This is a genomic window from Paenarthrobacter ureafaciens, assembly GCF_004028095.1.
In the GTDB taxonomy this organism is placed as follows: Bacteria; Actinomycetota; Actinomycetes; order Actinomycetales; family Micrococcaceae; genus Arthrobacter; species Arthrobacter ureafaciens.
The window spans coordinates 258,203-281,630 of record NZ_SBHM01000006.1; the positions used below are offsets into that span (position 1 = coordinate 258,203).

General features: G+C 63.7%; 17 protein-coding genes and 2 tRNA genes. 5 read left to right on the plus strand and 14 right to left on the minus strand.

Features of this window, described 5'->3' with window-relative positions:
* Positions 1–131: 131 nt before the first annotated feature.
* Entirely contained in the window at positions 132–3,503 is a 3,372-nt protein-coding gene (locus tag AUR_RS02285) for a ribonuclease E/G (protein ID WP_062096980.1), read from the minus strand.
* A 476-nt stretch (positions 3,504–3,979) separates the two neighbouring features.
* Here AUR_RS02285 and AUR_RS02290 point away from each other — a divergent pair, with 476 nt between their 5' ends.
* Positions 3,980–4,651 (plus strand): vitamin K epoxide reductase family protein, encoded by a 672-nt coding sequence (locus AUR_RS02290; RefSeq protein ID WP_021470687.1) that lies wholly within the window; start codon positions 3,980–3,982, stop codon positions 4,649–4,651.
* A 93-nt stretch (positions 4,652–4,744) separates the two neighbouring features.
* Here AUR_RS02290 and ndk read toward each other — a convergent pair whose 3' ends face one another.
* The 4 genes from ndk to ileS are packed head-to-tail and all read right to left on the minus strand — an operon-like array spanning position 4,745 to position 10,323.
* Positions 4,745–5,161, minus strand: coding sequence for a nucleoside-diphosphate kinase (gene ndk / locus AUR_RS02295; protein WP_021470688.1), 417 nt, complete (start codon positions 5,159–5,161; stop codon positions 4,745–4,747).
* Positions 5,162–5,203: 42 nt separating this feature from the next.
* Positions 5,204–5,656, minus strand: a complete 453-nt coding sequence (locus AUR_RS02300; RefSeq protein WP_062096981.1) for a DUF4233 domain-containing protein — start codon at positions 5,654–5,656, stop codon at positions 5,204–5,206.
* A gap of 2 nt (positions 5,657–5,658) precedes the next feature.
* Complete coding sequence (locus AUR_RS02305) at positions 5,659–7,020, minus strand: bifunctional folylpolyglutamate synthase/dihydrofolate synthase (protein ID WP_062096983.1); 1,362 nt, start codon at positions 7,018–7,020, stop codon at positions 5,659–5,661.
* A 3-nt stretch (positions 7,021–7,023) separates the two neighbouring features.
* The gene (gene ileS / locus AUR_RS02310; RefSeq protein WP_062096986.1) at positions 7,024–10,323 is read right to left on the minus strand and encodes an isoleucine--tRNA ligase; all 3,300 of its coding nucleotides are present in this window, start codon (positions 10,321–10,323) and stop codon (positions 7,024–7,026) included.
* A gap of 329 nt (positions 10,324–10,652) precedes the next feature.
* On the opposite strand from ileS, the gene AUR_RS02315 reads away from it, so the two are divergent.
* Positions 10,653–11,678, plus strand: a complete 1,026-nt coding sequence (locus AUR_RS02315; RefSeq protein ID WP_062096993.1) for an endonuclease/exonuclease/phosphatase family protein — start codon at positions 10,653–10,655, stop codon at positions 11,676–11,678.
* Positions 11,679–11,693: 15 nt separating this feature from the next.
* Here the strand turns inward: AUR_RS02315 and AUR_RS02320 are convergent, their stop codons facing one another.
* The gene (locus AUR_RS02320; protein WP_062096995.1) at positions 11,694–12,461 is read right to left on the minus strand and encodes an SDR family oxidoreductase; all 768 of its coding nucleotides are present in this window, start codon (positions 12,459–12,461) and stop codon (positions 11,694–11,696) included.
* Between the two features lie 73 nt (positions 12,462–12,534).
* On the opposite strand from AUR_RS02320, the gene valS reads away from it, so the two are divergent.
* Positions 12,535–15,156: a valine--tRNA ligase gene (valS, locus tag AUR_RS02325; protein ID WP_021470695.1), complete on the plus strand. Its 2,622-nt coding sequence runs from the start codon at positions 12,535–12,537 to the stop codon at positions 15,154–15,156.
* 381 nt (positions 15,157–15,537) lie between these two features.
* A complete protein-coding gene (locus tag AUR_RS02330; protein WP_021470696.1) occupies positions 15,538–16,413 on the plus strand; it encodes an Fpg/Nei family DNA glycosylase in 876 nt (291 codons plus the stop codon).
* Positions 16,414–16,438: 25 nt separating this feature from the next.
* Here AUR_RS02330 and AUR_RS02335 read toward each other — a convergent pair whose 3' ends face one another.
* The 6 genes from AUR_RS02335 to AUR_RS02360 all read right to left on the minus strand — a co-directional run bounded on the left by AUR_RS02335 (position 16,439) and on the right by AUR_RS02360 (position 21,676).
* Positions 16,439–17,068, minus strand: a complete 630-nt coding sequence (locus tag AUR_RS02335; protein ID WP_021470697.1) for a mycothiol-dependent nitroreductase Rv2466c family protein — start codon at positions 17,066–17,068, stop codon at positions 16,439–16,441.
* Positions 17,069–17,150: 82 nt separating this feature from the next.
* Positions 17,151–18,440, minus strand: coding sequence for an ATP-dependent Clp protease ATP-binding subunit ClpX (gene clpX, locus AUR_RS02340; RefSeq protein ID WP_021470698.1), 1,290 nt, complete (start codon positions 18,438–18,440; stop codon positions 17,151–17,153).
* A 182-nt stretch (positions 18,441–18,622) separates the two neighbouring features.
* On the minus strand, positions 18,623–19,282 hold the full coding sequence (locus AUR_RS02345) for an ATP-dependent Clp protease proteolytic subunit (protein ID WP_021470699.1): 660 nt from the start codon (positions 19,280–19,282) through the stop codon (positions 18,623–18,625).
* Positions 19,283–19,318: 36 nt separating this feature from the next.
* Positions 19,319–19,933 carry an ATP-dependent Clp protease proteolytic subunit gene (locus AUR_RS02350; RefSeq protein ID WP_021470700.1) on the minus strand — a complete coding sequence of 205 codons (615 nt, stop codon included), beginning with the start codon at positions 19,931–19,933 and terminating at the stop codon, positions 19,319–19,321.
* A 220-nt stretch (positions 19,934–20,153) separates the two neighbouring features.
* Positions 20,154–21,530 carry a trigger factor gene (gene tig / locus AUR_RS02355; protein WP_021470701.1) on the minus strand — a complete coding sequence of 459 codons (1,377 nt, stop codon included), beginning with the start codon at positions 21,528–21,530 and terminating at the stop codon, positions 20,154–20,156.
* A gap of 71 nt (positions 21,531–21,601) precedes the next feature.
* Positions 21,602–21,676, minus strand: a tRNA-Pro gene (locus AUR_RS02360).
* A 127-nt stretch (positions 21,677–21,803) separates the two neighbouring features.
* On the opposite strand from AUR_RS02360, the gene AUR_RS02365 reads away from it, so the two are divergent.
* Positions 21,804–21,877, plus strand: a tRNA-Gly gene (locus AUR_RS02365).
* A gap of 88 nt (positions 21,878–21,965) precedes the next feature.
* Here the strand turns inward: AUR_RS02365 and AUR_RS02370 are convergent.
* The gene (locus AUR_RS02370) at positions 21,966–22,853 is read right to left on the minus strand and encodes an Fpg/Nei family DNA glycosylase (RefSeq protein WP_021470702.1); all 888 of its coding nucleotides are present in this window, start codon (positions 22,851–22,853) and stop codon (positions 21,966–21,968) included.
* On the minus strand, positions 22,853–23,335 hold the full coding sequence (locus tag AUR_RS02375; RefSeq protein WP_031215995.1) for a ribose-5-phosphate isomerase: 483 nt from the start codon (positions 23,333–23,335) through the stop codon (positions 22,853–22,855). Before AUR_RS02375 ends, AUR_RS02370 begins: the two co-directional genes overlap by 1 nt.
* Positions 23,336–23,428: the final 93 nt, after the last annotated feature.

Here is a 23,428-nt window from a genome sequence, read left to right on the forward strand (position 1 = left end):
CTCACGCCGGGAACCCCGGCGGCTAACGGCCTGGATATGACCCCAGCGGGCGGATGATGACCCGTTGCACGACGAAGGCCGCACAGCATGCGCTGCGCGGCCTTCGTTCCACCTGTGTCTTCAGTGCCTGTTTACAGCTCCGACGCCGGAACACCCACCCCCAGGATGATCGGCTCCGATGCTGCAGTTGGCTTCTTTGCCGGCTCAGCCGGCGCCTTCGCTTCGTGCGAGGTCCCGCCACCTGTGGCGGCCCGAACGTCGTGGTGCTCAACGTTGGTCTCGTTGGCAGCGCCCTGGGCCCTGCTGGCGCTGCGGTTCCGCCTGCCGCGCCGGCCACGGGCGCCGGACCGGGACTCCACGGGTTCGGTACCAGCGGACGTGACTGCCAAGGGGTCGGCGCTCCCGGGAGCCTCAGCAGATTCAACATTCCCGGGCGCGTCCTGCCCAGACCCGGCAACCTCAGACCCGGGGACAACCTCAGGTGTGCCACCCAAGTGCGAGAAGGCCTCAGCCAGCAGATCCAGGCTCATGGCAGGTTTCTTGGCAGGTTCGTCGTGATGCTCCACGAAGGGCAGAGCCACTTCCTCTCCGCCGAAGCGCAGTACCGGAGCCGGACGGCCCTCCCTGGCCGCAGTTTCTGCCGGGGTGGAGCCCTGCGTCTGCCCGCCCTGCTCAGGGGCCTGGGCGGCATCCCCTTGGGCAGGAGCCGACTGCGCAGGAGCCTTCCGGGCAGGATCCGCCTGGGCGGGACCCGACTGGCCTGCTTCCGCCTTGCCGGCGGCGCGTGCTGCTTCCTCGGCGCGGTGCACCTCGTCATCGTGCAGGTGTGCAGCGTGCGCAGCAGCGGCGATCGTCGCCAATGCGGCCCGGGTAGCCTCTGCCTTGGCTTTCTGGGCGGGATCCACGGACTCAGCCGGAGCGGGTGCCGTCGGGGCAGCGGCCGGCTGGACCGGCGTCGTAGCTTCCGGTGCCTGGTTGCCCCCCTTGCCGCGGCGACGCTTACGCTCACTGCGCTGGGACGGCTGCTGTGCTTCGGTGTGGGACCGGTGCTGCTCGGCAGCCACCACATTCGCGCGGCGGTGCTCCACGGGCTCGTCGTGCGTTACCACGCCGCGGCCGGCACAGTGCTCGCATTGCTCACCGAAGACCTCCAGCAAGCCTGTGCCCATGCGCTTGCGCGTCATCTGGACGAGGCCCAGGGACGTCACCTCCGCCACCTGGTGCTTGGTGCGGTCGCGGCCAAGGCACTCCACCAGCCGGCGCAGCACCAAGTCCCTGTTGGACTCCAGGACCATATCGATGAAGTCGATGACGATGATGCCGCCGATGTCACGGAGGCGGAGCTGGCGAACTACCTCTTCGGCCGCTTCCAGATTGTTCTTGGTGACGGTCTCTTCCAAGTTGCCGCCGCTGCCGGTGAACTTGCCGGTGTTGACGTCCACGACAGTCATGGCCTCGGTACGGTCGATCACCAAAGAGCCGCCGGACGGCAGGAAAACCTTGCGTTCCAGAGCCTTGTGGATTTGTTCGTCAATGCGCCAGGCAGCAAAGATGTCCTGGTCCTTGGTCCACTTTTCCAAGCGACCCACCAGGTCAGGTGCAACGTACGTAACGTAGGCCTCAATGGTGTCCCAGGCTTCGTCGCCGGAAACAATCAGCTTGGAGAAGTCTTCGTTGAAGACGTCCCGAACCACCTTGATGGTGAGGTCCGGTTCGCCGTACAGCAGCTCCGGTGCGAGCACCTTGGTTGAGGACGCCTGGCTCTCGATGCCTTCCCACTGCGCCCGGAGGCGGTTGATGTCGTGGGTCAGTTCCTCTTCCGACGCGCCTTCGGCGGCCGTGCGGACAATAACGCCTGCGTTCTCCGGCAAACGGTCCTTGAGGATCCGCTTGAGGCGGTTCCGTTCGACGTCGGGCAGTTTCCGGGAGATTCCGGTCATGGAACCGCCCGGAACATAGACGAGGTAGCGGCCAGGCAGGGAGATCTGGCTGGTCAGGCGCGCACCCTTATGACCCACGGGGTCCTTGGTGACCTGCACCAGGACGGAGTCTCCGGACTTGAGCGCGTTCTCGATCCGGCGCGGTTGGCCCTCAAGGTTCACCGCGTCCCAGTTCACCTCGCCGGCATAGAGCACCGCATTGCGGCCGCGTCCAATGTCGACGAACGCTGCCTCCATGGACGGCAGGACGTTCTGTACTTTGCCCAGGTAGACGTTTCCGATGAGGGAGTCCTGCTGGGTCTTGGAAACAAAGTGTTCAGCCAGCACGCCGTCTTCCAGGACGCCGATCTGGATTCTGTCATCGCGCTGGCGGACGATCATCTGGCGGTCGACGGACTCACGACGCGCCAGGAACTCGGCCTCGGTGATGACCTGGCGGCGGCGACCGGTTTCGCGCGATTCGCGGCGTCGCTGCTTCTTGGCTTCGAGCCTGGTTGAACCCTTGACGCTCGCCACCCGGTTGGAGGCAGCGGTCTCGGTGATGGGGCGGGGCGCCCGGACCCGGGTGACCGTGTTGGGCGGATCGTCATCCGATCCGCCGGTCAGTTCGAGGTCCTGGTCCCCCCGACGGCGCCGACGGCGACGGCGCGAAGTGACGCCCTCTTCCAAGGCCTCCGCAGCCGGAGCTTCGTCGTCTTCGGTTTCGCTGCTGCCCTCGGCATCGTTGTCATCGCGTTCGTTGCCGCGGCGTCCGCGGCGGCCCCGGCTGCGGCGACGGCGGCGGCTGCCGGCATCTTCCGACTCACCTTCACCGCCGGCCTCGGTTTCATCGTCGGCCTCAGCGTCTTTTTCTTCGGCCGGGCGGACAACAGCACTGAGGTCGGGCGCCTGGAAGATCATCGAGGTGATGGAGACCGGCTCCAGGAACAAGGAGGACGAACCGGCAGCGTCCGTTTCAGCCTGCTCCTCCGCTGTTGCGGCCGGAGCTTCCTGGCTGGTTTCTGCGACGGGCTCTGCATCCGTGGCACCGGCTGTGGCTTCGGCAGCGGCTTCGGCGCTTTCGGCCTGCTGAGCTTCAACCTTTGCTTTTGCAGTACGACGACGGCGGACCGGCTTTTCCGGTGCAGCCTCGGCTTGCGCTTCTGCGGGCTCAGCGGCGGTTGCTGCTGCGTCTGCGGCCTCAGCGGAAGATCCTGCCGGTTCTGTGGCCACTGCCGGTTCGGTGGTCTCTGCCCGCGCGTCCGGCGCAGGGGTCCCATCGAAGCCGGGAAGGGGCTCAGCAGGCTCAACCTTCTTGCGGGCACGGCTTCGACGTGCCGGAGCCTGCGCAGCTGGTTCTTCAGTAGCCGGTGCGCCGGCAGCGGCATCGGGGGCCTGGACAGCCGCAGCGGCATCGGCAGCTTCTTCGGCGGTCACCGGCTCTGCCGCACTGTCGGCAGCTGCCTTGGCGGCAGTCTTGCGGGGCGCGCGGGCGGTCCTGGCGCGGGTGGTTTTCTTGGGCGCCTCCGCTGCTTCCGCGGGTTCCGCCCCATCATTTACGGCTACAACCTGGTCATTATCCATATGTGGCAACACTCCTGCCCCGGAAGCGCCGCCACATCCGGCACCCAATGGGGCAAATATTGTCAAAACCCGCAGGCGTTGACAGAAGTCAGTAGTATGCCTTCCGGTTCGCACCATCCTTGGGGTGCGGCAGCCCTGGAAGGCCAGTGCCTTGGTTCTAAAACCCGTTGTTCAGCTGCCACAACCAGGTGCCGTCCATTGTCATGGCGGGCCTGTAGCGGATCAGTCGATCCGTGCAGGCCCTGCTCATGCTGGCGGTCTTGGGAACAAGTCACCGGACCGGATGACGAATGTGGATCGGCTTCCGGCCATGTCCATTCTCTCACACCCCCGCACATTCACGGGGTAGGAACCGTGTCGCCTACCGGTTGTGGAAGGGAAAGCTGGGCGCAGGGTTCAGCATGCGGCGTTAGAATCCTCCAAAGAACCCATCCCGGCCAGACCGGGGCCACCCGTTGGAAGAGGATGCATCCGCGATGCCAAGCACTGCCAGGGGAAACCTGGACCACCACGCCCCGCCCCCTGCTGCCGGACCCGCACCGCACAGGGATACGCTGCCCGCAGCCGTACGGGACAAGCCGTTTGCCTGGCTGCTCCTGGTGACAGGCGTTGTCGGTTGGCTGGCCTCGGGGGCATTGGTGCTGGAAAAGCTCCAGGTGCTCCAGGACCCAAACCACGTCACTGCATGCGACGTAAATCCATGGGTCTCCTGCGGAACAGTGATGAAGACGTGGCAAAGTTCCCTTTTCGGATTCCCGAACATGTTCATTGGCATCGTCGCCTTCGCCGTGATCATCACCACGGCCATGGGAATCCTTGCCGGTGCCAGGTTTTCCCGGGGGTACTGGCTGGGCCTGCAGGCTGGAGTGACGCTCGGTTTCGCGTTCGTGGTCTGGTTGTGGTCGCAGGCTTTGTACGCGATCAACGTCCTGTGCCCGTTCTGCATGGTGGTCTGGGCAGCCATGATTCCCATGTTTGTGTGGGTCACCATCCGCAACATCAGCCACGGGGTCATTAAGGCGCCTGCCAGGCTGACCAAGGTGCTGGGCGATTCGGGGTGGATCATCGTGGCACTGCTTTACGTGGCAGTCATCGCGACGATCTTCTTCGCGTTCCTCCATGTTTTCGCCGGAACGTCCGGCTACTAAGCACTTTCTCAAACACCGCGGGATGACAGTTAAGGCCAATGTTCGTGATGAACATTGGCCTTAACTGTCATTTCGCTGTAGGTGCGCCAGGTCTTACTCGAACCAGATCTTGATCTCGCGCTCGGCAGACTCCACCGAGTCGGAGCCGTGGACCAGGTTCTGCTGGACAGCCAGTCCCCAGTCACGGCCGAAGTCGCCGCGGATGGTTCCGGGCGCCGCCGTCGTCGGGTCCGTGGTTCCCGCCAGCGAACGGAAGCCTTCAATGACGCGGTGGCCTTCAAAGACAGCTGCCACAACCGGCCCGCTCAGCATGAACTCAACCAGCGGCTCGTAGAACGGCTTGCCGACGTGCTCCTCGTAGTGCTGCTCCAGGAGCTCCCGGGTCGCGTTGACCTTCTTCAGCTCCGCCAAGGTGTATCCCTTGGCTTCGATCCGGGCGAGGATGGTTCCGCTCAGGTTGCGGGCGACGCCGTCGGGCTTGACCAGGACGAGGGTCCGTTCAATGCTCACAGTTGCTCCAATGTGGTTTCTTGGTGGGGTTTCCCTGCCAGTTTACGGGGTTGGGGCGCCGGGCTCGTCACGGTGCGCAGCATCCCACTCGGCCTGTTCACGGTCGCGCTGGGCAACCTCCCGGTCAATCCGGATACCCGTCCGGATGCCGTACCACCAGCAGATGGCGAACAGGATGCCCACAATGAACATCGTCGGTTCGGCCAAGCCCGTGAGGATGAGGACTATCTGCAGTCCCCAGCCCAGCCCGATGCCCCACGGCTTGGAGAGCACGGCGCAGGTGAGGACCAACACGACGCTCAGGGCAATGCCAACGCTGAGGATGATCGCCGGAGGAACCTCTCCCCGCTTCAGCCCGAAGACCACCAGCGTGCCGAAGAAGGCGACGAAGGCCTCCAGCAACAGCACGGTTGAACCGAACATCACTTTGGTGGAACGACGCTTCTTGGGCATGCCGGGACGCCACTCGCGTTGTGCCTTGGTCAGCTTGGCCATGGTCAGGCACCGGCCTTTCCGAGGAGGATACGGGCCTCGGCTACCAAGGTGATGGAGCCTGTCACGAGGACTCCCCCGGCAAGGTCGTCATTGGATTCCGAACGTTCGACCGCCCATTCGAGGGCGTCGTCGAGCTTCTCCGCAATGTGGACGTTCTCCTCGCCAAAACCGAGGTCGACGGCGATTTCCGCCAGTTCCGCCGCGGGAATCGCCCGGGGAGAGTTGGACTGCGTAAAGCAGAACTCCTCAGCCAGGCCGCCCAGTTGTTCCTGGAGTGTCTTGAGGATTTCCTCGGCGTCCTTCTCCTGGAGGATGCCGACCACCACCACGAGCTTGCTGAAACTGAAGGCCTCATGGATGGCCTCGGCAGAGACCTTGATGCCATCGGGGTTGTGGGCAGCGTCAACCACGATCGTCGGCGCGGTCCGCACTACCTCCAGGCGGCCCGGGGAGGTGACGTTGCCGAACGCTTCGCGGAGGACATCGGCGTTCAGCTCTTTCTCTCCCCCGCCGAAGAAGGCCTCCAGCGCGGCAACTGCCACCGCAGCGTTCTCCGCCTGGTGGGCGCCGTGCAGGGGAAGCAGCAGCTCCTCATACCGTCCAGCCAGTCCCTGGATTGTCAGCACCTGCCCGCCAACGGCCACGCTGCGGGATTCCACGCCGAATTCGACGCCCTCGAAACGGAACGGAACGTCCACTTCACGGGCCTTGTCCAGGAGCACTTGGGCGGCATCCACGGGTTGCGCGGCACTGACCAGGAAGCCGCCGGGCTTGATGATTCCGGCTTTCTCGTAGGCGATGTCCTCCGTGGTATCGCCGAGGAGGTCCGTGTGGTCCAGGGATATGGGCGTGATCACGGATACTTGGCCGTCGCCGACGTTGGTGGCATCGGTGATGCCGCCAAGGCCCACTTCGAAGACCGCAACATCCACCGGCTCATCGGCAAAGATCGCGAAGCCAAGGATGGTGACACACTCGAAATAGGTCAGGCGAGGCTGGCCCTCGGCGACGAGTTCGTTGTCCACGATCTCCAGGTAGGGCCGGATCTCGTCCCAAATCCTGACGAAGGTCTCGTCGGAGACGGGTTCGCCATTGATGCTGATGCGTTCGGTCACCTTGGAAAGGTGCGGGCTGGTGTACCGGCCGGTGCTGAGCCCGTGCGCGCGCAGTCCCGCCTCGATCATCCGGGCAGTAGAGGTCTTGCCGTTGGTTCCCGTGATGTGGATGATCGGAAAGGCCTTGTTCGGCTCGCCCAGGACCTCCATGGCACGGAACAGCGGAGCAAGGCGGGGTTCCATCTTGTTCTCCGGTGCGCGGCCGAGCAGTTCCGCATAGACGCTTTCGACCGAGAATTCGTCAGTCATGGATCAGGCCCCTGCCTTGGTTACTGTGACCCGCGGCTCGTCGGCGCCGGACACCAGCACCTCAAGCTCCAGGGTCAGGGTCTCAGTCTTGACGAGCCCGGCATTGGCCTGCAGCGCCTCAACCACATCCTGCTGCGCCTCCACCGTGGTCTTGATGCGGTCGCTCACGTTCAATCCGGCGTCCTTGCGCGCCTGCTGGATTGCACGGACCATGTCACGTGCCAGGCCTTCGGCGGCAAGCTCGGGTGTGACCTCGGTGTTGAGCACCACGAAACCGCCGCTCGGTAGAACGGCAGCCGCGGCAGCTCCGCCGTCGGGCGTTTCAGCCACGACGGTTTCGAGCGTGTACTCCTGGGGCTCCAGCTCGAGTCCACCTGCCACCACCACGCCGGCGTCGTTGACCGACCAATCGCCCGACTTGGAGCCCTTGATGGCCTGCTGGACGTTCTTGCCCAGGCGCGGACCGGCCGCACGGGCGTTGACCACCAGCTTCTGCTGGATGCCGAACTCTTCGGGCGAAGCCGCAGCGGTGTCCAGCAAGCGCACGGAGCGAAGGTTGAGTTCATCGGCGACGACGGCGGCGAAGCCTTCCAGCGCGTCAGCACCGGGTGCCACGACCGTCAGTTCCTGCAGCGGCAAGCGGACGCGCAGGTTCGCTGCCTTACGCAGGCTGGAGCCGGTGGAGCAGATTTGCTGCACGCGGTCCATGGCCTCCACGAGCTCCGGGTTTGCCGGGAACAGTGCAGCATCAGGCCAGTCGGCCAGGTGCACGGAACGGCCGCCGGTCAGGCCGCGCCAGATCTCCTCAGTGACGAGCGGGAGCAGCGAGGCTGCCACCCGGCACACCGCTTCCAGAGCCGTGTAGAGGGCATCGAACGCGTCAACGTTCTCGTCGAAGAAACGCTGGCGGCTGCGCCGGACGTACCAGTTGGTGAGCATGTCCAGGTAGCTGCGCAGCTCATCGCAAGCACCGGAGATGTCGTAGGTGTCCAGGCTTTCGGTGACGTTGCGGACGAGGTCGCCGGTATTGGCCAGGAGGTATTGGTCAAGGGTGTCGGAGTATCCGTCGTAACGCAGCTTGGCATCGTAGCCCGAACCGCCATTGGCAGCGTTCGTGTACAGCGTGAAGAAGCTGTACACATTCCACAGCGGCAGGATGACCTGACGGACGCCGTCGCGGATGCCCTGCTCGGTGACGATCAGGTTTCCGCCGCGAAGGATGGGGCTGGACATGAGGAACCAACGCATGGCATCGGAGCCGTCGCGGTCCAGGACCTCGGAAACGTCAGGGTAGTTGCGCAGGCTCTTGGACATCTTCTGCCCGTCCGAGCCCAGCACGATGCCGTGGCTGATGACGTTGCGGAAGGCCGGGCGGTCGAACAACGCCGTGGACAGGATGTGGAGCATGTAGAACCAGCCACGGGTCTGGCCGATGTACTCCACGATGAAGTCAGCGGGGTTGTGGGTGTTGAACCACTCCTCGTTCTGGAACGGGTAGTGCACCTGGCCGTAGGGCATGGAGCCGGAATCGAACCACACGTCCAGCACGTCTTCCACACGGCGCATGGTGGACTTGCCTGTGGGATCGTCCGGGTTGGGGCGGGTCAGTTCATCGATGAACGGCCGGTGCAGGTCCACCTGGCCTTCGTTGTTGACGGGAAGGCGCCCGAAGTCGGCCTCCAGTTCAGCCAGCGAGCCGTACACGTCCGTGCGGGGGTACTCGGGGTCGTCCGACTGCCACACGGGGATGGGCGAACCCCAGTAACGGTTGCGGCTGATGGACCAGTCGCGGGCGTTCTCAAGCCACTTGCCGAACTGGCCGTCCTTGACGTTGCCCGGGATCCAGTTGATGTCCTGGTTCAGTTCGGACATGCGGTCCTTGAACTTGGTGACTTCCACGTACCAGGAAGATACGGCGCGGTAGATCAGCGGGTTCCGGCAGCGCCAGCAGTGCGGGTAGCTGTGCTCGTAGCTGGCTTGGCGGACCAGGCGGCCATCGGCGCGCAGGACCTGGGTGATGGGCTTGTTGGCATCGAAGACCTGCAGGCCAACGATGCCCGCGAGCTCACCGTGGGCGAACAAAGGCAGGAACTTGGCGCCCTCGTCAACGGAGAGGACAACCGGGATGCCGGCCTCTTCACACACCTTCTGGTCATCCTCGCCGTAGGCCGGAGCCTGGTGGACGATGCCTGTACCGTCCGTCGTGGTGACGTACTCAGCCACCAGGATGCGCCAGGCATTCTGCGTACCGTACTTTTCGGCGTCGGCGAAGTCGTTCCACAACGGCTCGTACTCGAGGCCCGCCAACTGGGAGCCTGTGTACGTAGCGGTGACGGCGGCAGCCGCGGCAGCAGCGTCGTCGTACCCCAAATCCTTGGCGTAGGACGCCACAAGGTCAGCTGCCAGCAGGAAGCTACCCGTGACCGGCGCTTCGGCAGCAGCGGCCTTGATGCCGTTCGGGCCGGCAGGCAGGACTGCGTAGGAGATGTCGGGTCCGACGGCGAGCGCCAGGTTGGTGGGAAGCGTCCAGGGCGTGGTCGTCCAGGCGAGCGCCTGGACACCTGCGAGCGCCTGCGAGACCTCGGACTCCCCCGCCTTGATGGGGAACGTGACCGTGACGGTCTGGTCCTGGCGGTTCTTGTAGACGTCGTCGTCCATGCGCAGCTCATGGTTGGAGAGCGGGGTTTCGTCTTTCCAGCAGTACGGGAGGACGCGATAGCCGTTGTAGGTCAGGCCTTTTTCGTGGAGTTGCTTGAAGGCCCAGAGCACGGACTCCATGTATTCGACGTTCAGCGTCTTGTAATCGTTGTCGAAGTCCACCCAGCGGGCCTGGCGGGTGACGTAGGCCTTCCATTCGTTGGCGTACTTCATCACGGATGCCCGGCAGGCGTCGTTGAATTTGTCGATGCCCATGGCTTCGATCTGGGTCTTGTCCGTCATGCCCAGTTGCTTCATGGCTTCGAGCTCGGCGGGGAGTCCGTGGGTGTCCCAGCCGAAGCGGCGTTCGACGCGCTTTCCGCGCTGGGTCTGGTAGCGGCCTACGAGGTCCTTGGCGTAGCCGGTGAGGAGGTGGCCGTAGTGGGGCAGGCCGTTGGCGAAGGGCGGGCCGTCGTAGAAGACGAACTCGTTGCTGCCGGCTGTCCCCCCGGGAAGGTCGGCTTCGCGTTGGTCGATGCTTGCCTGGAAGGTGCCGTCCTGGTCCCAGTATTTGAGGATGCGCTCTTCGATTTCCGGAAATTTCACGGAGGCGGACACGCCGTGCGTGCCGGAAGGCGATGCTGAGGCCTTGGGGTAGTGGGTCATCTCATATCCTGGTGATAGCTGGTTGACTGTCAGGATGCGAGGACGGCTCCCATGCTGTTTTTTCGACAGCTCAGGTACCGCGGTACCACCTCACTTACCGGAAATGATTTCCCGGCCGCTCATTACTGCTGTGACGGGCTTACCCGTCCGGTTCTACTGGGCACTGTTGGCTGTGGGGCTTGCAGTGCCGTTCTTCCGGAAGCTCACCGGTGATGGCCGGGTCAAAGCTGCTTCCATCAGTCTAGCGGCAGCGAAGCCCCATGCTCCACTTGAAGGTTCATCCCTTGGGAGGACCGTGTTTGCCGGAGCCGCTGCATAGACTCGACCGCATGACTGAAGCTGCTGCCCTGCCGGTTGTCCGTTCCCGGCGGCCGGGGGCGCCGCGTGTTTGGACGGTATTGGCGCTGCTGTTGGTGTTGCCAGTGGTGGTTCTGTCGGTTTTCCGTGCTGTCCCGGCAGAGTGGCCGTTACTGGTTGTTCAGTTGGTGGCGTTCACGCCGTGGCTTGTGGTGCCGGCGGGGCTGGCGCTGATGCTTGCTGTGGCCGGCCGGCGGGCTTGGGCGGTGCTCACGACGGCGGTTGTGCTGGCGGTTCAATTGTTCTGGCTGTTTCCGTTGGACTACGGCCGTCCGGAAGCCATTCCGGAGGGACGGCAGGCGGTTCCGGTGACGGTCATGACGCTCAACTCGGAGTTCGGCCAGGCTGATGCGGATGAGGTGGTTCGCCTGGTCCGGGAGAAATCCGTCCAGGTGCTGGCAGTGCAGGAGTTCTCGCAAGCCTTGCAGGACCGGCTTGAGCAGGCCGGGCTGCCCAGGGCTTTGCCGCACTTGGTCAGCGATCCAACCGACGACGCCGCTGGGAACGCCGTGTACTCGGTGTTTCCCCTTGAGTACGCCGGCCGCTTGCCGGACTCACCCTTCCACATGCCAGTGGTGAGGGTAGACGCGCGCCTGGACGGACTCAGGGCAGCTTTCACCCTCACGAGTGTCCATACCCTGCCGCCTGTGGACGAGCGGCTGGCACAGTGGCGAAGCGACCTCGAGGCGGCCGCCCGGCAAGCCGGAGCTGCGGGCCGGCAGGTTTTCATGGGTGACTTCAACGCCACGTACGATCACCGGGAATTCCGCGACTTCCTGGCTTCCGGACGTGACGGGTCAACCTTGGTGGATGCGGGTGTGGCGTCGTGGGGTCGTCTTTCCCCCACGTGGCCCATGGAAGGCCCGGCCCTGCCCGGCATCGTCCTGGACCACGTGGTCACTACTCCACAGATCAGCAGCACCGGCTACGCAGTGCACAGGGTTGCGGGGACGGATCACGCTGCCATTGTGGCTACGCTGCAGGTCCCTGCCGGGTAGCGCAGCCCGGCTCAGCTAGTTCTCTTTGCGGATGAGCTTGTGGTTGGCGGCCTGGGCCACCGGGCGGACGGTGATGTGGTCAAGGTTGATGTGGTGGGGCAGGGATACCGCGTACTTCACGACGTCCGCTACGTCCGCCGCCGTCAACGGCTTCTCCACTCCGGCGTAGACCTTGGCCGCCGCGTCCTTGTCCCCCAGGCGGTTCAAGGCGAATTCCTCGGTCTGGACCAGGCCGGGCGCTACCTCGATGACCCGGACGTTGTTCGCCACTTCTTCAAGCCGCAAAGCATTGGTCATGGCGTGTTGGGCGAACTTGGCTGCGTTGTAGCCGGCGCCGCCTTCGTAGGCCGAAAGCCCCGCGGTGGACGTCAGGTTGAGGACAGTGCCCTCGCCCGTGGCCCGGAGCATGGGCAGGAAGGCCCTGGTGATCTTCATGGTTCCCAGCACGTTGACCTGGTACATCCATTCCCAGTCCTCTGTGCTGGCGTTGGCAATGGTGTCGGCCCCGCGGGCGCCCCCGGCGATGTTGATGAGCGTGCCTGCTCCCCCGGTGTCAGCCACGGCCGCAAGGAGGGCCGCGACGTCGTCGTCACTGGTGACATCGGCAGCGAACGGCACTGCCCCTGTTTCGGCGGCCAGCGCCTCGAGGCGTTGGGCGCGGCGGGCCACGGCGAAGACCTTCCAGCCATCGGCGGCGAGGGTCCGCACCGTGGCCTCCCCGATGCCCGTGCTGGCGCCCGTTACTACTGCGGTTTTGTTCTGCGTCTGTGCTGCCGAAGTCATGGGACCACCCTACAGAGCGATCCCGCCGCAGCCGAAGGCAAACTGTAACGGCGGACCATGAAACAATTGAGCCATGGCTGAATCAACGCAGGGTACAGACACGCCCGCCACCGCCCCGATCAACGTTCCCGACAAGCCGGCCCTTGAAGGCCTGGAGGCTGCCTTGACGCAGCGCTGGCTCGCGGAAGGAACCTACAAGTTCAACCCGGACACCACCCGGGAGCAGGTCTACTCGATCGACACTCCCCCGCCCACCGCATCCGGCTCGCTGCACGTGGGACACATGTTCTCCTTCACCCAGACGGACGTCCAGGCCCGCTACATGCGCATGACGGGCAAGAACGTCTTCTACCCCATGGGCTGGGATGACAACGGCCTGCCTACGGAGCGCCGCGTCCAGAACTACTACGGTGTGCGTTGCGATCCCGCCATCCCCTACAACGCCGATTACCGGCCACCTGCCCAGCCGGCCAAGAACCAGCGCGATTTCGACGTCGTTTCCCGCCAGAACTTCATCGAACTGTGCGAGGAACTCGCCGTCGAGGACGAGAAAGTCTTCGAGAACCTTTTCCAGACCCTTGGCCTGTCCGTTGACTGGAACCTGACCTACCGGACCATCGACGACACCTCCCGCGCCGTATCCCAGCGTGCCTTCCTCGCGAACCTCGCCGCCGGTGACGCCTACATGGCAGAAGCCCCTACGCTGTGGGATGTCACCTTCCGCACGGCTGTGGCCCAGGCCGAGCTCGAGGACCGGGAAGTCCCGGGCGCCTATTACCGTTACCCCTTCTTCACCGAGGACGGGGAAAAGATCTTCATCGAGACCACCCGTCCCGAACTCCTGGCCGCCTGCGCCGCGTTGGTGGCGAACCCCGACGACGAGCGCTACCAGCCCTACTTCGGCAAGACGGTCACGTCTCCGCTGTTCGACGTCGAGCTCGAAGTCAAGGCCCACCCCCTCGCCAAGGCTGACAAGGGCTCGGGCATCGCCATGGTCTGCACCTTCGGCGACCTCACCGATGTCACGTGGTGGCGCGAGCTGCAGCTGCCCACCCGGGCCATCATGGGCCGCGATGGCCGCATCATTGCCGAAACCCCCGAGTGGATCACCACCGAGGCAGGCAAGGAAGCCTACGCCGCCATTGCCGGCAAGACGGCGTTCTCCGCGAAGGAAGCCGTCGTGGAACTCCTGAAGGCCGCGGACCTCCTGGACGGCGAGCCCAAGAAGATCACCCACCCCGTGAACTTCTTCGAAAAGGGCGACAAACCCCTTGAGGTCGTCACCTCACGCCAGTGGTACATCCGCAACGGCGGCCGCGACGAGGACCGCCGCGAACGCCTGATCGCCCGCGGCCAGGAAATCAACTTCCACCCGTCCTTCATGCGTTCCCGGTACGAGAACTGGATTGCCGGCTTGAACGGCGACTGGCTGGTCTCGCGCCAGCGGTTCTTCGGCGTGCCCATCCCTGTGTGGTACCCGCTGGATGCCCAGGGCAACCCGGACTATGACAACCCGGTCCTGCCCTCCGACGACATCCTTCCCGTGGATCCTGCCGCCGACGCCGCCCCGGGTTACGACGAGTCGCAGCGCGACCAGCCGGGCGGCTTCACCGGTGACGCGGACGTCCTGGATACTTGGGCCACTTCTTCGCTCACCCCGCAGATCGTTGGCGGCTGGAGCCGGGACGAGGACCTTTTCTCCAAGGTCTACCCGTTCGACCTCCGCCCCCAGGGCCACGACATCATCCGCACCTGGCTCTTCTCCTCCGCTGTCCGGGCCGATGCCCTGCAGAAGAGCGCACCGTGGAAGCACGCCGCCATTTCCGGATGGATCCTCGACCCGGACCGGAAGAAGATGTCCAAGTCCAAGGGCAACGTGGTGGTACCCACCGATGTGCTCAACGAATACGGCTCCGATGCCGTGCGCTACTGGGCCGCTTCCGCAAAGCTCGGCGCGGACACCGCCTACGAGATCGCCCAGATGAAGATCGGGCGCCGCCTGGCCATCAAGCTGCTCAACGCCTCCAAATTCGTCCTCAATTTGGGAGCGACCGAGAACTCCGTGGTCTCCTCCGATCTCTCGGTCCTGACCAACCCCTTGGACCGGGCGCTCCTGGCGCAGCTCGCCGACGTGGTGGCCCAGTCCACCAAGGCGTTCGACAACTACGACTACGCCCGCGCCCTCCAGATCACCGAATCGTTCTTCTGGCAGTTCACGGACGACTACGTCGAGCTCATCAAGGACCGCGCGTACGGAGCGGCCGGCGACGCAGAGCAGGCCTCCGTTTTGGCGGCCCTGGCAACCACGCTCGATTCCCTCCTGCGCCTCTTCGCCCCCTTCCTGCCCTTCGCCACCGAAGAGGTGTGGAGCTGGTGGCGGACCGGTTCGGTTCACCGCGCAGCCTGGCCGGCAGCCTTGGAAATCGCCGACGGCGACACCACCATGCTGGGCACGGTCGGCTTGGCGCTCAGCGGCATCCGCAAGGCCAAGTCCGAGGCCAAGGTCAAGCAGCGCACCGAGGTGCTTTCAGCCTCGATCACGGCCAACGAGATGCTTATTGCACAGCTGAAGGCCGGTTTGGGCGACCTGAAGGCCGCCGCCAACGCCCAGGAGATCAGCCTCCAGTCGGGTGAAGGCGACCTGGCTGTCAGCGACGTTGTCCTGGCCCAGCCGGAAGAAGCGCCGGCCACGTAAACAGGCAGCGGCGTCGTAGCCGGTTGCAGCCCAGCAGTTTTCGGGCAAAGGGGAAGCCCCATCAGCGTTTTGCCGTTGGTGGGGCTTCGACTTTTCGGCTGTCCGGTGACGGCTTGACAGTCTGGCGGAATCCTTGGAATTTCAGGTCGTCCTACCACGTCACTGGTAGCTTGTTTCCAACTTTGCCAAAGGCTGCGTTGGTCGCAATCACTGAATCTTCGGTTTCCGTGTCCAGCTTCTTTCGAAGTTGGTAAGAACTATTGTTGTCCCGCGTTTGGGCTTGCGCAAGGCCTTCGCGGGAACTACAGGATTGTAGTTTCCGGGATCGTTCCAGACTCGCTGCCGGGATCATTTCCACAGTGTTTGTGGCAGAGTTATGCCATGCCGGAACTGCCCGAAGTGCACGGCCTGTGCACCTACCTGGACACCCAACTTCGCGGAGCCGAACTGACGGGCGTGCGCATCAACTCCATTGCCGCGCTCAAGACTGCGGATCCTCCGTATTACGCCCTTGAGGGCCGCACGATCGAAGGCGTCCAACGGTTCGGCAAATTCGTGTGCCTCGACGCCGGCGGCATGTTCTTCGTGTTTCATTTGGCCAAGGCCGGATGGGTCCGCTACACCGAGCACCCGTCATCTGCAGCCCTGCGCATGGGCAAGAGCAACATCGCTGCGCGCTTGCTGTTCCACCGGCCAGCAGATGACACCCACATCGGGTTGGACCTGACGGAGGCCGGAACCAAGAAGAGCCTCGCAATATACGTGGTCCGTGATCCGCAGGACGTTCCAGGCATCGCCAGCCTGGGGCCGGAACCGCTCAGCCCGGATTTCGACGTCGACGCCCTGGCGGCGATCGTCCGGTCCAGTTCCCAGCAAATCAAGGGCCTGCTGCGCAGCCAAAGTGTCATTGCGGGAATAGGCAATGCTTACAGCGACGAGATCCTGCACGCCGCGAAGATCTCACCTTTCGCCATCGCCAAGTCCTTGGACGAGGAGCACATTTCCAGGCTCTACGACGCCATGCAGGAGGTCCTGGTGAGTGCGGTGACCGCTGCCTCCGGCAAGCCGTCGAGCGAATTGAAGGACACCAAGCGAAGCAACTTCCGGGTTCATGCCAGGACCGGCCAGCCCTGCCCCGTGTGCGGGGACGCAGTAAGGGAGGTGTCCTTCGCGGACACCTCCCTGCAGTATTGCGCTACCTGCCAGACCAACGGCAAGATCCTTGCCGACAGGAGGACCTCACGGTTCCTGAAGTAGCCGGGGGTGGCTGGTCAACCGTGAGCTAGTTGAATTCAGGACTTTCAGTGCGGCTCCGCTTGAGCTCGAAGAAATGTGGGAAACCAGCCAAGGCCACCGTGGCGTCCCAGAGCTTGCCCGCATCTTCGCCGCGGGGAATCCGGGTCAGTACCGGGCCGAAGAATGCCGTCCCATTGAAGGCAACCACAGGCGTTCCCACGTCCTGGCCCACCAGTGATATCCCGGCCTCGTGGCTGGCCCGCAGTTGGGCATCGTATTCGTCGGAATCGGCAAAGCGGGCCAGTTCCGCCGGTAGGCCCACTTCTGCCAGGGCTTTACGGATCACGGACGGGCGGTCCTTGTTGCCCTCATGGTGGATTTCTTCGCCCATGGCGTCGTAGAGGGGCTTGACGTATTCACTGCCATGGAGTTCCTGCGCAGCGATGATCACCCGCACAGGACCCCAGCTCTGATCCATCAGCGCCCGGTAGTCTTCCGGCAGATCGCGGCCTTCGTTCAGCACGGAGAGGCTCATGACGTGCCATTCGGTCTCGATGCCGCGGACCTGTTCAACCTCGCCGATCCAGCGGGAGGTGATCCAAGCGAAAGGGCATGCGGGGTCGAACCAGAAGTCGGCTTTGTTGACTGCTTGATCTGTCGATGTCTTTTCAGGCACAGGAAACTCCTCGGAAGGGTGAAAACGGCACGCGGAAACGTGAGATGCGGAGGATCAACCTCCTGTGGGCTGCAACCGGCGCTTACGCCGACTTATTCCGGCGCTTGGCCACGACGTCGTGGGCGATCATGGTCGGCTGCGCCTTCTTGGCCACGACATCGGCGGTGATGACCACCGTGGCGATGTCGTCGCGGCTGGGGAGATCGAACATGACGGGAAGCAGGACTTCTTCCATGATGGCCCGCAGTCCGCGGGCTCCCGTCCCGCGCTCCAACGCCTGGTCCGCAATCGCATCCAAGGCGTCGTCGTCGAACTGCAGCTCCACACCGTCGAGCTGGAACATCTTTTGGTACTGCTTGACCAAGGCGTTCTTGGGCGTGGACAGGATCTGGATCAATGCCGGCCTGTCCAGGTTGGACACCGTGGTGATGACGGGAAGGCGACCAATGAACTCAGGGATGAGGCCGAACTTCAGCAGGTCCTCAGGCATGACCTCCCCGTAGGAGTCCACGTTGTCCCGGACCTCGTTGAGCTGGGCTCCGAAGCCTATGCCCTTGCGTCCGGACCGCGAACCGATGATGTCCTCCAGCCCGGCAAAAGCACCGGCCACGATGAAAAGGACGTTCGTGGTGTCGATCTGGATGAATTCCTGGTGCGGATGTTTGCGACCGCCCTGGGGCGGAACCGAGGCCACGGTGCCTTCAAGGATCTTCAGCAGTGCCTGCTGCACGCCCTCGCCGGACACATCGCGGGTAATCGAAGGGTTCTCGCTCTTGCGGGAGATTTTATCGATCTCGTCGATGTAGATGATTCCCTGCTCAGCCTTTTTGACGTCGTAATCCGCAGCCTGGATGAGCTTGAGCAGGATGTTCTCAACGTCCTCGCCAACATACCCGGCCTCGGTCAGGGCCGTGGCGTCGGCAACGGCAAAGGGGACATTAAGGCGGCGGGCCAGGGTCTGGGCCAGGTACGTCTTGCCGCAGCCCGTGGGGCCGATGAGCAGGATGTTGGACTTGGCGATCTCCACGTCCTCGTGGTGGGCGCCGTCGCCAAGGCTGCCGCTCTTGGGGGCGTGGCCTGCCTGGATCCGCTTGTAATGGTTGTAGACAGCCACGGCAAGGGAACGCTTGGCCGGTTCCTGGCCAATGACGTACTCCTGGAGGAAATCGAAGATCTCCCGGGGCTTGGGGAGTTCAAAGCTGCCCAAGTCCGAAACTTCAGCCAGCTCTTCCTCGATGATCTCGTTGCAGAGCTCGATGCACTCGTCGCAGATGTACACGCCGGGCCCGGCAATCAGCTTCCGAACCTGCTTTTGGCTCTTTCCGCAGAAAGAACACTTCAGCAGATCCGTGCTCTCGCCAATCCGAGCCATGTGGGAATCCCTTCGTTGCATACGGGTGATGCGGCTCCGCGCCGTACTCAAGTGTGCGGCCTTGCCGCGGTTGGCACCACCGTGACTTCTTCCACTCTAGGTCACAATGTGCCGCTTGCGTGGAAACAGAACGCCGGTGCGGTCCATATTTCGCGAACCGCACCGGCGTCGATTTCCGTGTGCTACCGGGCGATAGCCTGGGGCTTGATCTTCCGGGAATCCAGGACCTGGTCAATCAGGCCGTAGGCCCGGGCTTCCTCGGCGGTAAGGATCTTGTCCCGCTCGATGTCGTTGTTGACCTGCTCGGAGGTCCGACCGGAGTGCTGGGCCAGGGTGTCTTCCAACCAGGTACGCATACGCATGACCTCCGCTGCCTGGATTTCCAGGTCGGATGCCTGGCCGCCTTGGCCACCGGAGAGCGCCGGCTGGTGGATCAGCACGCGGGCGTTCGGAAGGGCCAGCCTCTTGCCCGGCGTGCCGGCCGCCAGCAACACAGCTGCGGCACTGGCAGCCTGGCCAAGGCAGACCGTCTGGATCTCCGGCCGGATGTACTGCATGGTGTCGTAGATAGCCGTCATGGCCGTGAACGAACCGCCGGGCGAGTTGATGTACAGCGTGATGTCGCGGTCCGGGTCGGTGGACTCAAGGACCAGCAACTGGGCCATGATGTCATCGGCCGATGCGTCATCAACCTGCACGCCGAGGAAGATGATCCGGTCCTCGAAGAGCTTAGTGTACGGGTCTTGGCGCTTGAAGCCGTAGGGCGTGCGCTCTTCGAACTGGGGCAGGACGTAGCGGCTGGTAGGAAGATTGCCGGCAGACCATCCGAAGTTGTAGTTCATGTCAATTGCTCCTGGTTTCAGTGGTTCTAATGCCGGCTAGTTGTTGTTGGAATCCGACTGGTTTGCCGTTCCGCCGCCTCCGGCCACGGAACCGGCGTGCGCCGAGATCTTGTCGAAGAAGCCGTATTCCAGTGCCTCGGTGGCCGTGAACCACTTGTCGCGGTCGTTGTCCTTGAGGATGGTTTCGACAGTCTGTCCCGTCTGCTCAGCCGTCAGTTCGGCCATGACCTTCTTCATGTGGAGGATCAGCTCAGCCTGGATCTTGATGTCCGACGCCGTGCCGCCGATTCCGCCGGAAGGCTGGTGCATGAGGATGCGGGCGTTGGGGGTGGCGTAGCGCTTGCCCTTGGTGCCCGAGGAAAGCAGGAACTGGCCCATGGACGCGGCAAGGCCGGTTGCGACCGTGACGACGTCGTTCGGGATGAACTGCATGGTGTCGTAGATGGCCATGCCGGCGGTCACCGAGCCACCCGGGGAGTTGATGTAAAGGTAGATGTCCTTCTCCGGGTCTTCTGCCGAGAGGAGGAGAAGCTGTGAGCAGATGGCGTTGGCGTTCTCATCGCGGACCTCGGAGCCGAGCCAGATGATGCGCTCTTTCAGCAGGCGGTTGTAGATGTAGTTGTCCTGGGCCGCGGGATCGACAGTTGCCATCCGGGGAGCCTCTGATTGCTGTGACATAAGTACTTACCTCTCGCTGGTGCCAGTGACCTCACTGAACTTCACTACATTGGACACTAACCGCTTTGGCCGGCGTTTTGTTCGCCGGAATCGCACTGTTCGCTGACGGCGCACGGGAGGGCCCCGGCCTTGTGTTCTGCCCTTAAAGCGAACCGGCCCCGGATCCAAGGATCCGGGGCCGGTTGAAGCCGTATCAGAACTTCACTGCTGCGGGGTCGTCGCTGGAGACGGTCTCTGCTTCAGCCTCGGCCTCTGCAGTTTCTTCAGCGGCAACTTCACCGGCAGGGCGCACGAAGTCGGTCAGGTCAACCTTGTTGCCTTCGGAGTCCACAACCTCGGCCTGGCCAAGCACTACTGCCAGTGCCTTGCGGCGGCGAACCTCGGAAACCATCATGGGGACCTGGCCGCTCTGATCGATGATCTGGGCGAACTGGTTGGGGTCCATGCCGTACTGGCTGGCGGTGGTGACGATGTAGTCGATCAGCTCGTTCTGGCTGACGTTGACTTCTTCCTTGTCCGCAATGGCGTCGAGGATGACCTCGTTCTGGAAGGCGCGCTCAGTGTTTGCCTTCACCTCAGCGCGGTGCTCCTCGGTGTCGTGGTCGCCTTCGCCGTGGGAGTTTTCCTGGGTGAAGTGGGCCTCGACCTGCTCTTCGACGACGGATGCCGGGACGGGAACCTCAACCAGCTCGACGAGCTTGTCCAGGACCTTGTCGCGGGCTTCTACGCCCTGGCCAACAACCTTGGACTCAGCGGCCTGCTTGGCGAGGTCCTCGCGGAGTTCAGCCAGGGTGTCGAATTCGGATGCCAGCTGTGCGAAGTCATCGTTTGCCTCGGGAAGCTCGCGCTCCTTGACGGCCTTGACTACTACCTTGACCTGGGCGGCTTCGCCGGCGTGCTCGCCACCAACGAGGGTGGTGTCGAAGATCGCTTCCTCGTCGGCGGAGAGACCGGAAACAGCCTCGTCCAGGCCTTCGAGCATGGTGGCGGAACCAACCTGGTAGGACAGGCCCGAAGCGGAATCGATCTCTTCGCCGTCAATCGAGGCGGTGATGTCGATGGTGAGGAAGTCATCGTTCTGCGCCGGGCGCTCAACGGACTTGAGGGTGCCGAAGCGGCCACGGAGTTCATCCAGGGCCTTGTCAACGTCAGCGTCGGAGGACTCGGCTGCAGCAACCTCTACCTTGATGCCGGCGTAGTCGGGCAGTTCGATCTCGGGACGGACGTCAACCTCGACCTGGAACTTGAGTTCGCCGTCGGTAGCGGACGGATCCGGAACCTCGGTGATTTCGACCTCGGGACGGCTCAGCGGGCGCACTCCGGTTTCCTGGACAGCGGCCTGGTACCAGCCATTGAGGCCGTCGTTGATAGCCGTCTCCAGAACGTAGCCGCGGCCGACGCGCTGGTCGATGAGCTTGGAAGGAACCTTGCCCTTGCGGAATCCGGGCACCTGGATCTGCGAAGCAACGGTCTTGTACGCGGCATCGATGCTCGGCTTCAGTTCCTCAAAGGGAACCTCAACATTGAGCTTGACCCGCGTTGCGGTGAGGTTCTCGACAGCGCTCTTCACAGTCTAAGTACTCCTGAATTGGTGGGTATGGGGTTCTGCCGCACTCGAGGAAACGAATGCGAAACACAGAGTCGGGGTGACAGGATTTGAACCTGCGACTTCCTGCTCCCAAAGCAGGCGCTCTAGCCAAGCTGAGCTACACCCCGAATGCACAGGACAGTCTACGGGCAAGAGCGCCGCGAATGCACATTTGACAGCGCCGCCCGAATTAGGTTTAGTTATATCCGGCTTGAACAGCCAACCGGAAAGAAGCCCTGAACAGGGAATCCTTCTGGGGACGTAGCTTAATGGTAAAGCCTCAGTCTTCCAAACTGATTACGCGGGTTCGATTCCCGTCGTCCCCTCCATGGAAGAAGGCCTCCGATCCCAGGATCGGAGGCCTTCTTGCGTTGTGCCGGACCATCGTTCCCGGAGGCTCAGGCCCGGCGGCGAAGCTCAGACCTGGCAGCCCGGGCACCAATAGAGTTTGCGGGCTCCTATTTCCGCCATGCCCACGATTGTCCCGCACGCCCGGCAGGGCAATCCGTGCCGCTTATAGACAAAGTGGGCGTCGGCGTCGGGCACCAGGGGTGCCCCTTCGGTCCATAGGTCCGGGGGCGTCGTCACAATCCTGCCGTCGCGGACGCCGTCGGACATGGTGGTCACGGCATCGTCCCAGAGGCGGCCGGCAGTTTCGGCATCCACGGCCGCTCCGGGCGTCCAGGGATCCACGGCCTGCCGGAAGAGGACTTCCGCCCGGTAGATGTTTCCGACTCCCGCGAGGACGGACTGGTCCATCATCAGGAGCGCGACGGCGGTCTTCCGCTTGCGCAGCCGGCGGATGAACTCATCGCGGTCCCCCGGCAGGTTACGGAGGGGATCCGGCCCCAGGCGGTCAAGTACCTTGGCCGCCTCATCGGACGTCACGACCGCGCAGGTGGTCGCCCCTCGGAGATCGGCCCAGCCATGGTCAGACACGAGGCGGACGCGCACGGCCCCTACCGGTTCCGGCGGCCCGGAGTATTCCGCGTCCTCACCGGCAGGCCCGGATTCACGCTCACCGATCCTGCGCGGTGCTCCGATGCTCGAAGCGCCCGTAAAGGAACTGTCTCCGCCGAAGCTCCACGCACCGTATAAGCCCAGGTGGACGTGGAGGTAGAGCCCGTGGTCGAAGGCCAGGAACAGCTGCTTTCCGTGGGCGAGCGCCTCCACCGGCACGTGTCCGTCCAACAGCGCGGCGCCTTCGGTGAAGCGTCCCTGCGGACTGCTGACATGAAGGCGCCGGCCGACGAAGACATCCTGGAACTGGCGGGCCAGCCGGTGGATGGAATGACCTTCAGGCACTACTCGACGATCTCGCCCGTGGTCTCGTACACGGCGATCTTCCCAATGCGGCGGACATGGCGCTCGTCATTGCTGAACGGTTCCTGCAGGAACGCTTCGATGATTTCGGTGGCTTCGTCGACGCTGTGCTGCCGGCCGCCGACAGCCACGACGTTCGCGTCGTTGTGCTCACGAGCAAGCTTGGCGGTGGCGAGGTTCCATGCCAAGGCCGCGCGGACTCCCTTGACCTTGTTGGCGGCAATCTGTTCGCCGTTGCCCGATCCGCCCAGCACGATGCCCAGCGCATGGACTCCGGCTGCCTGGTCGGCAACGACGGCTTCCCCGGCATTGATGCAGAACGACGGGTAGTCGTCCAGGGCGTCATATTCCTTGGGCCCGTGGTCCACAACCTCATAGCCCTTGGCCGTGAGGTAGCTGACCAGGTGTGCGCTGAGTTCCATGCCTGCGTGGTCCGTAGCGATATGGACGCGGGGAGTAGTCACTGTAGTCCGTTCTTTGTGGAGCGCCGGTAAGCCGCTGGGCAGGTGCACAGCCCGGGCCAGGCGCGGCGGGGAGGGATGCTTACCTAGATTACC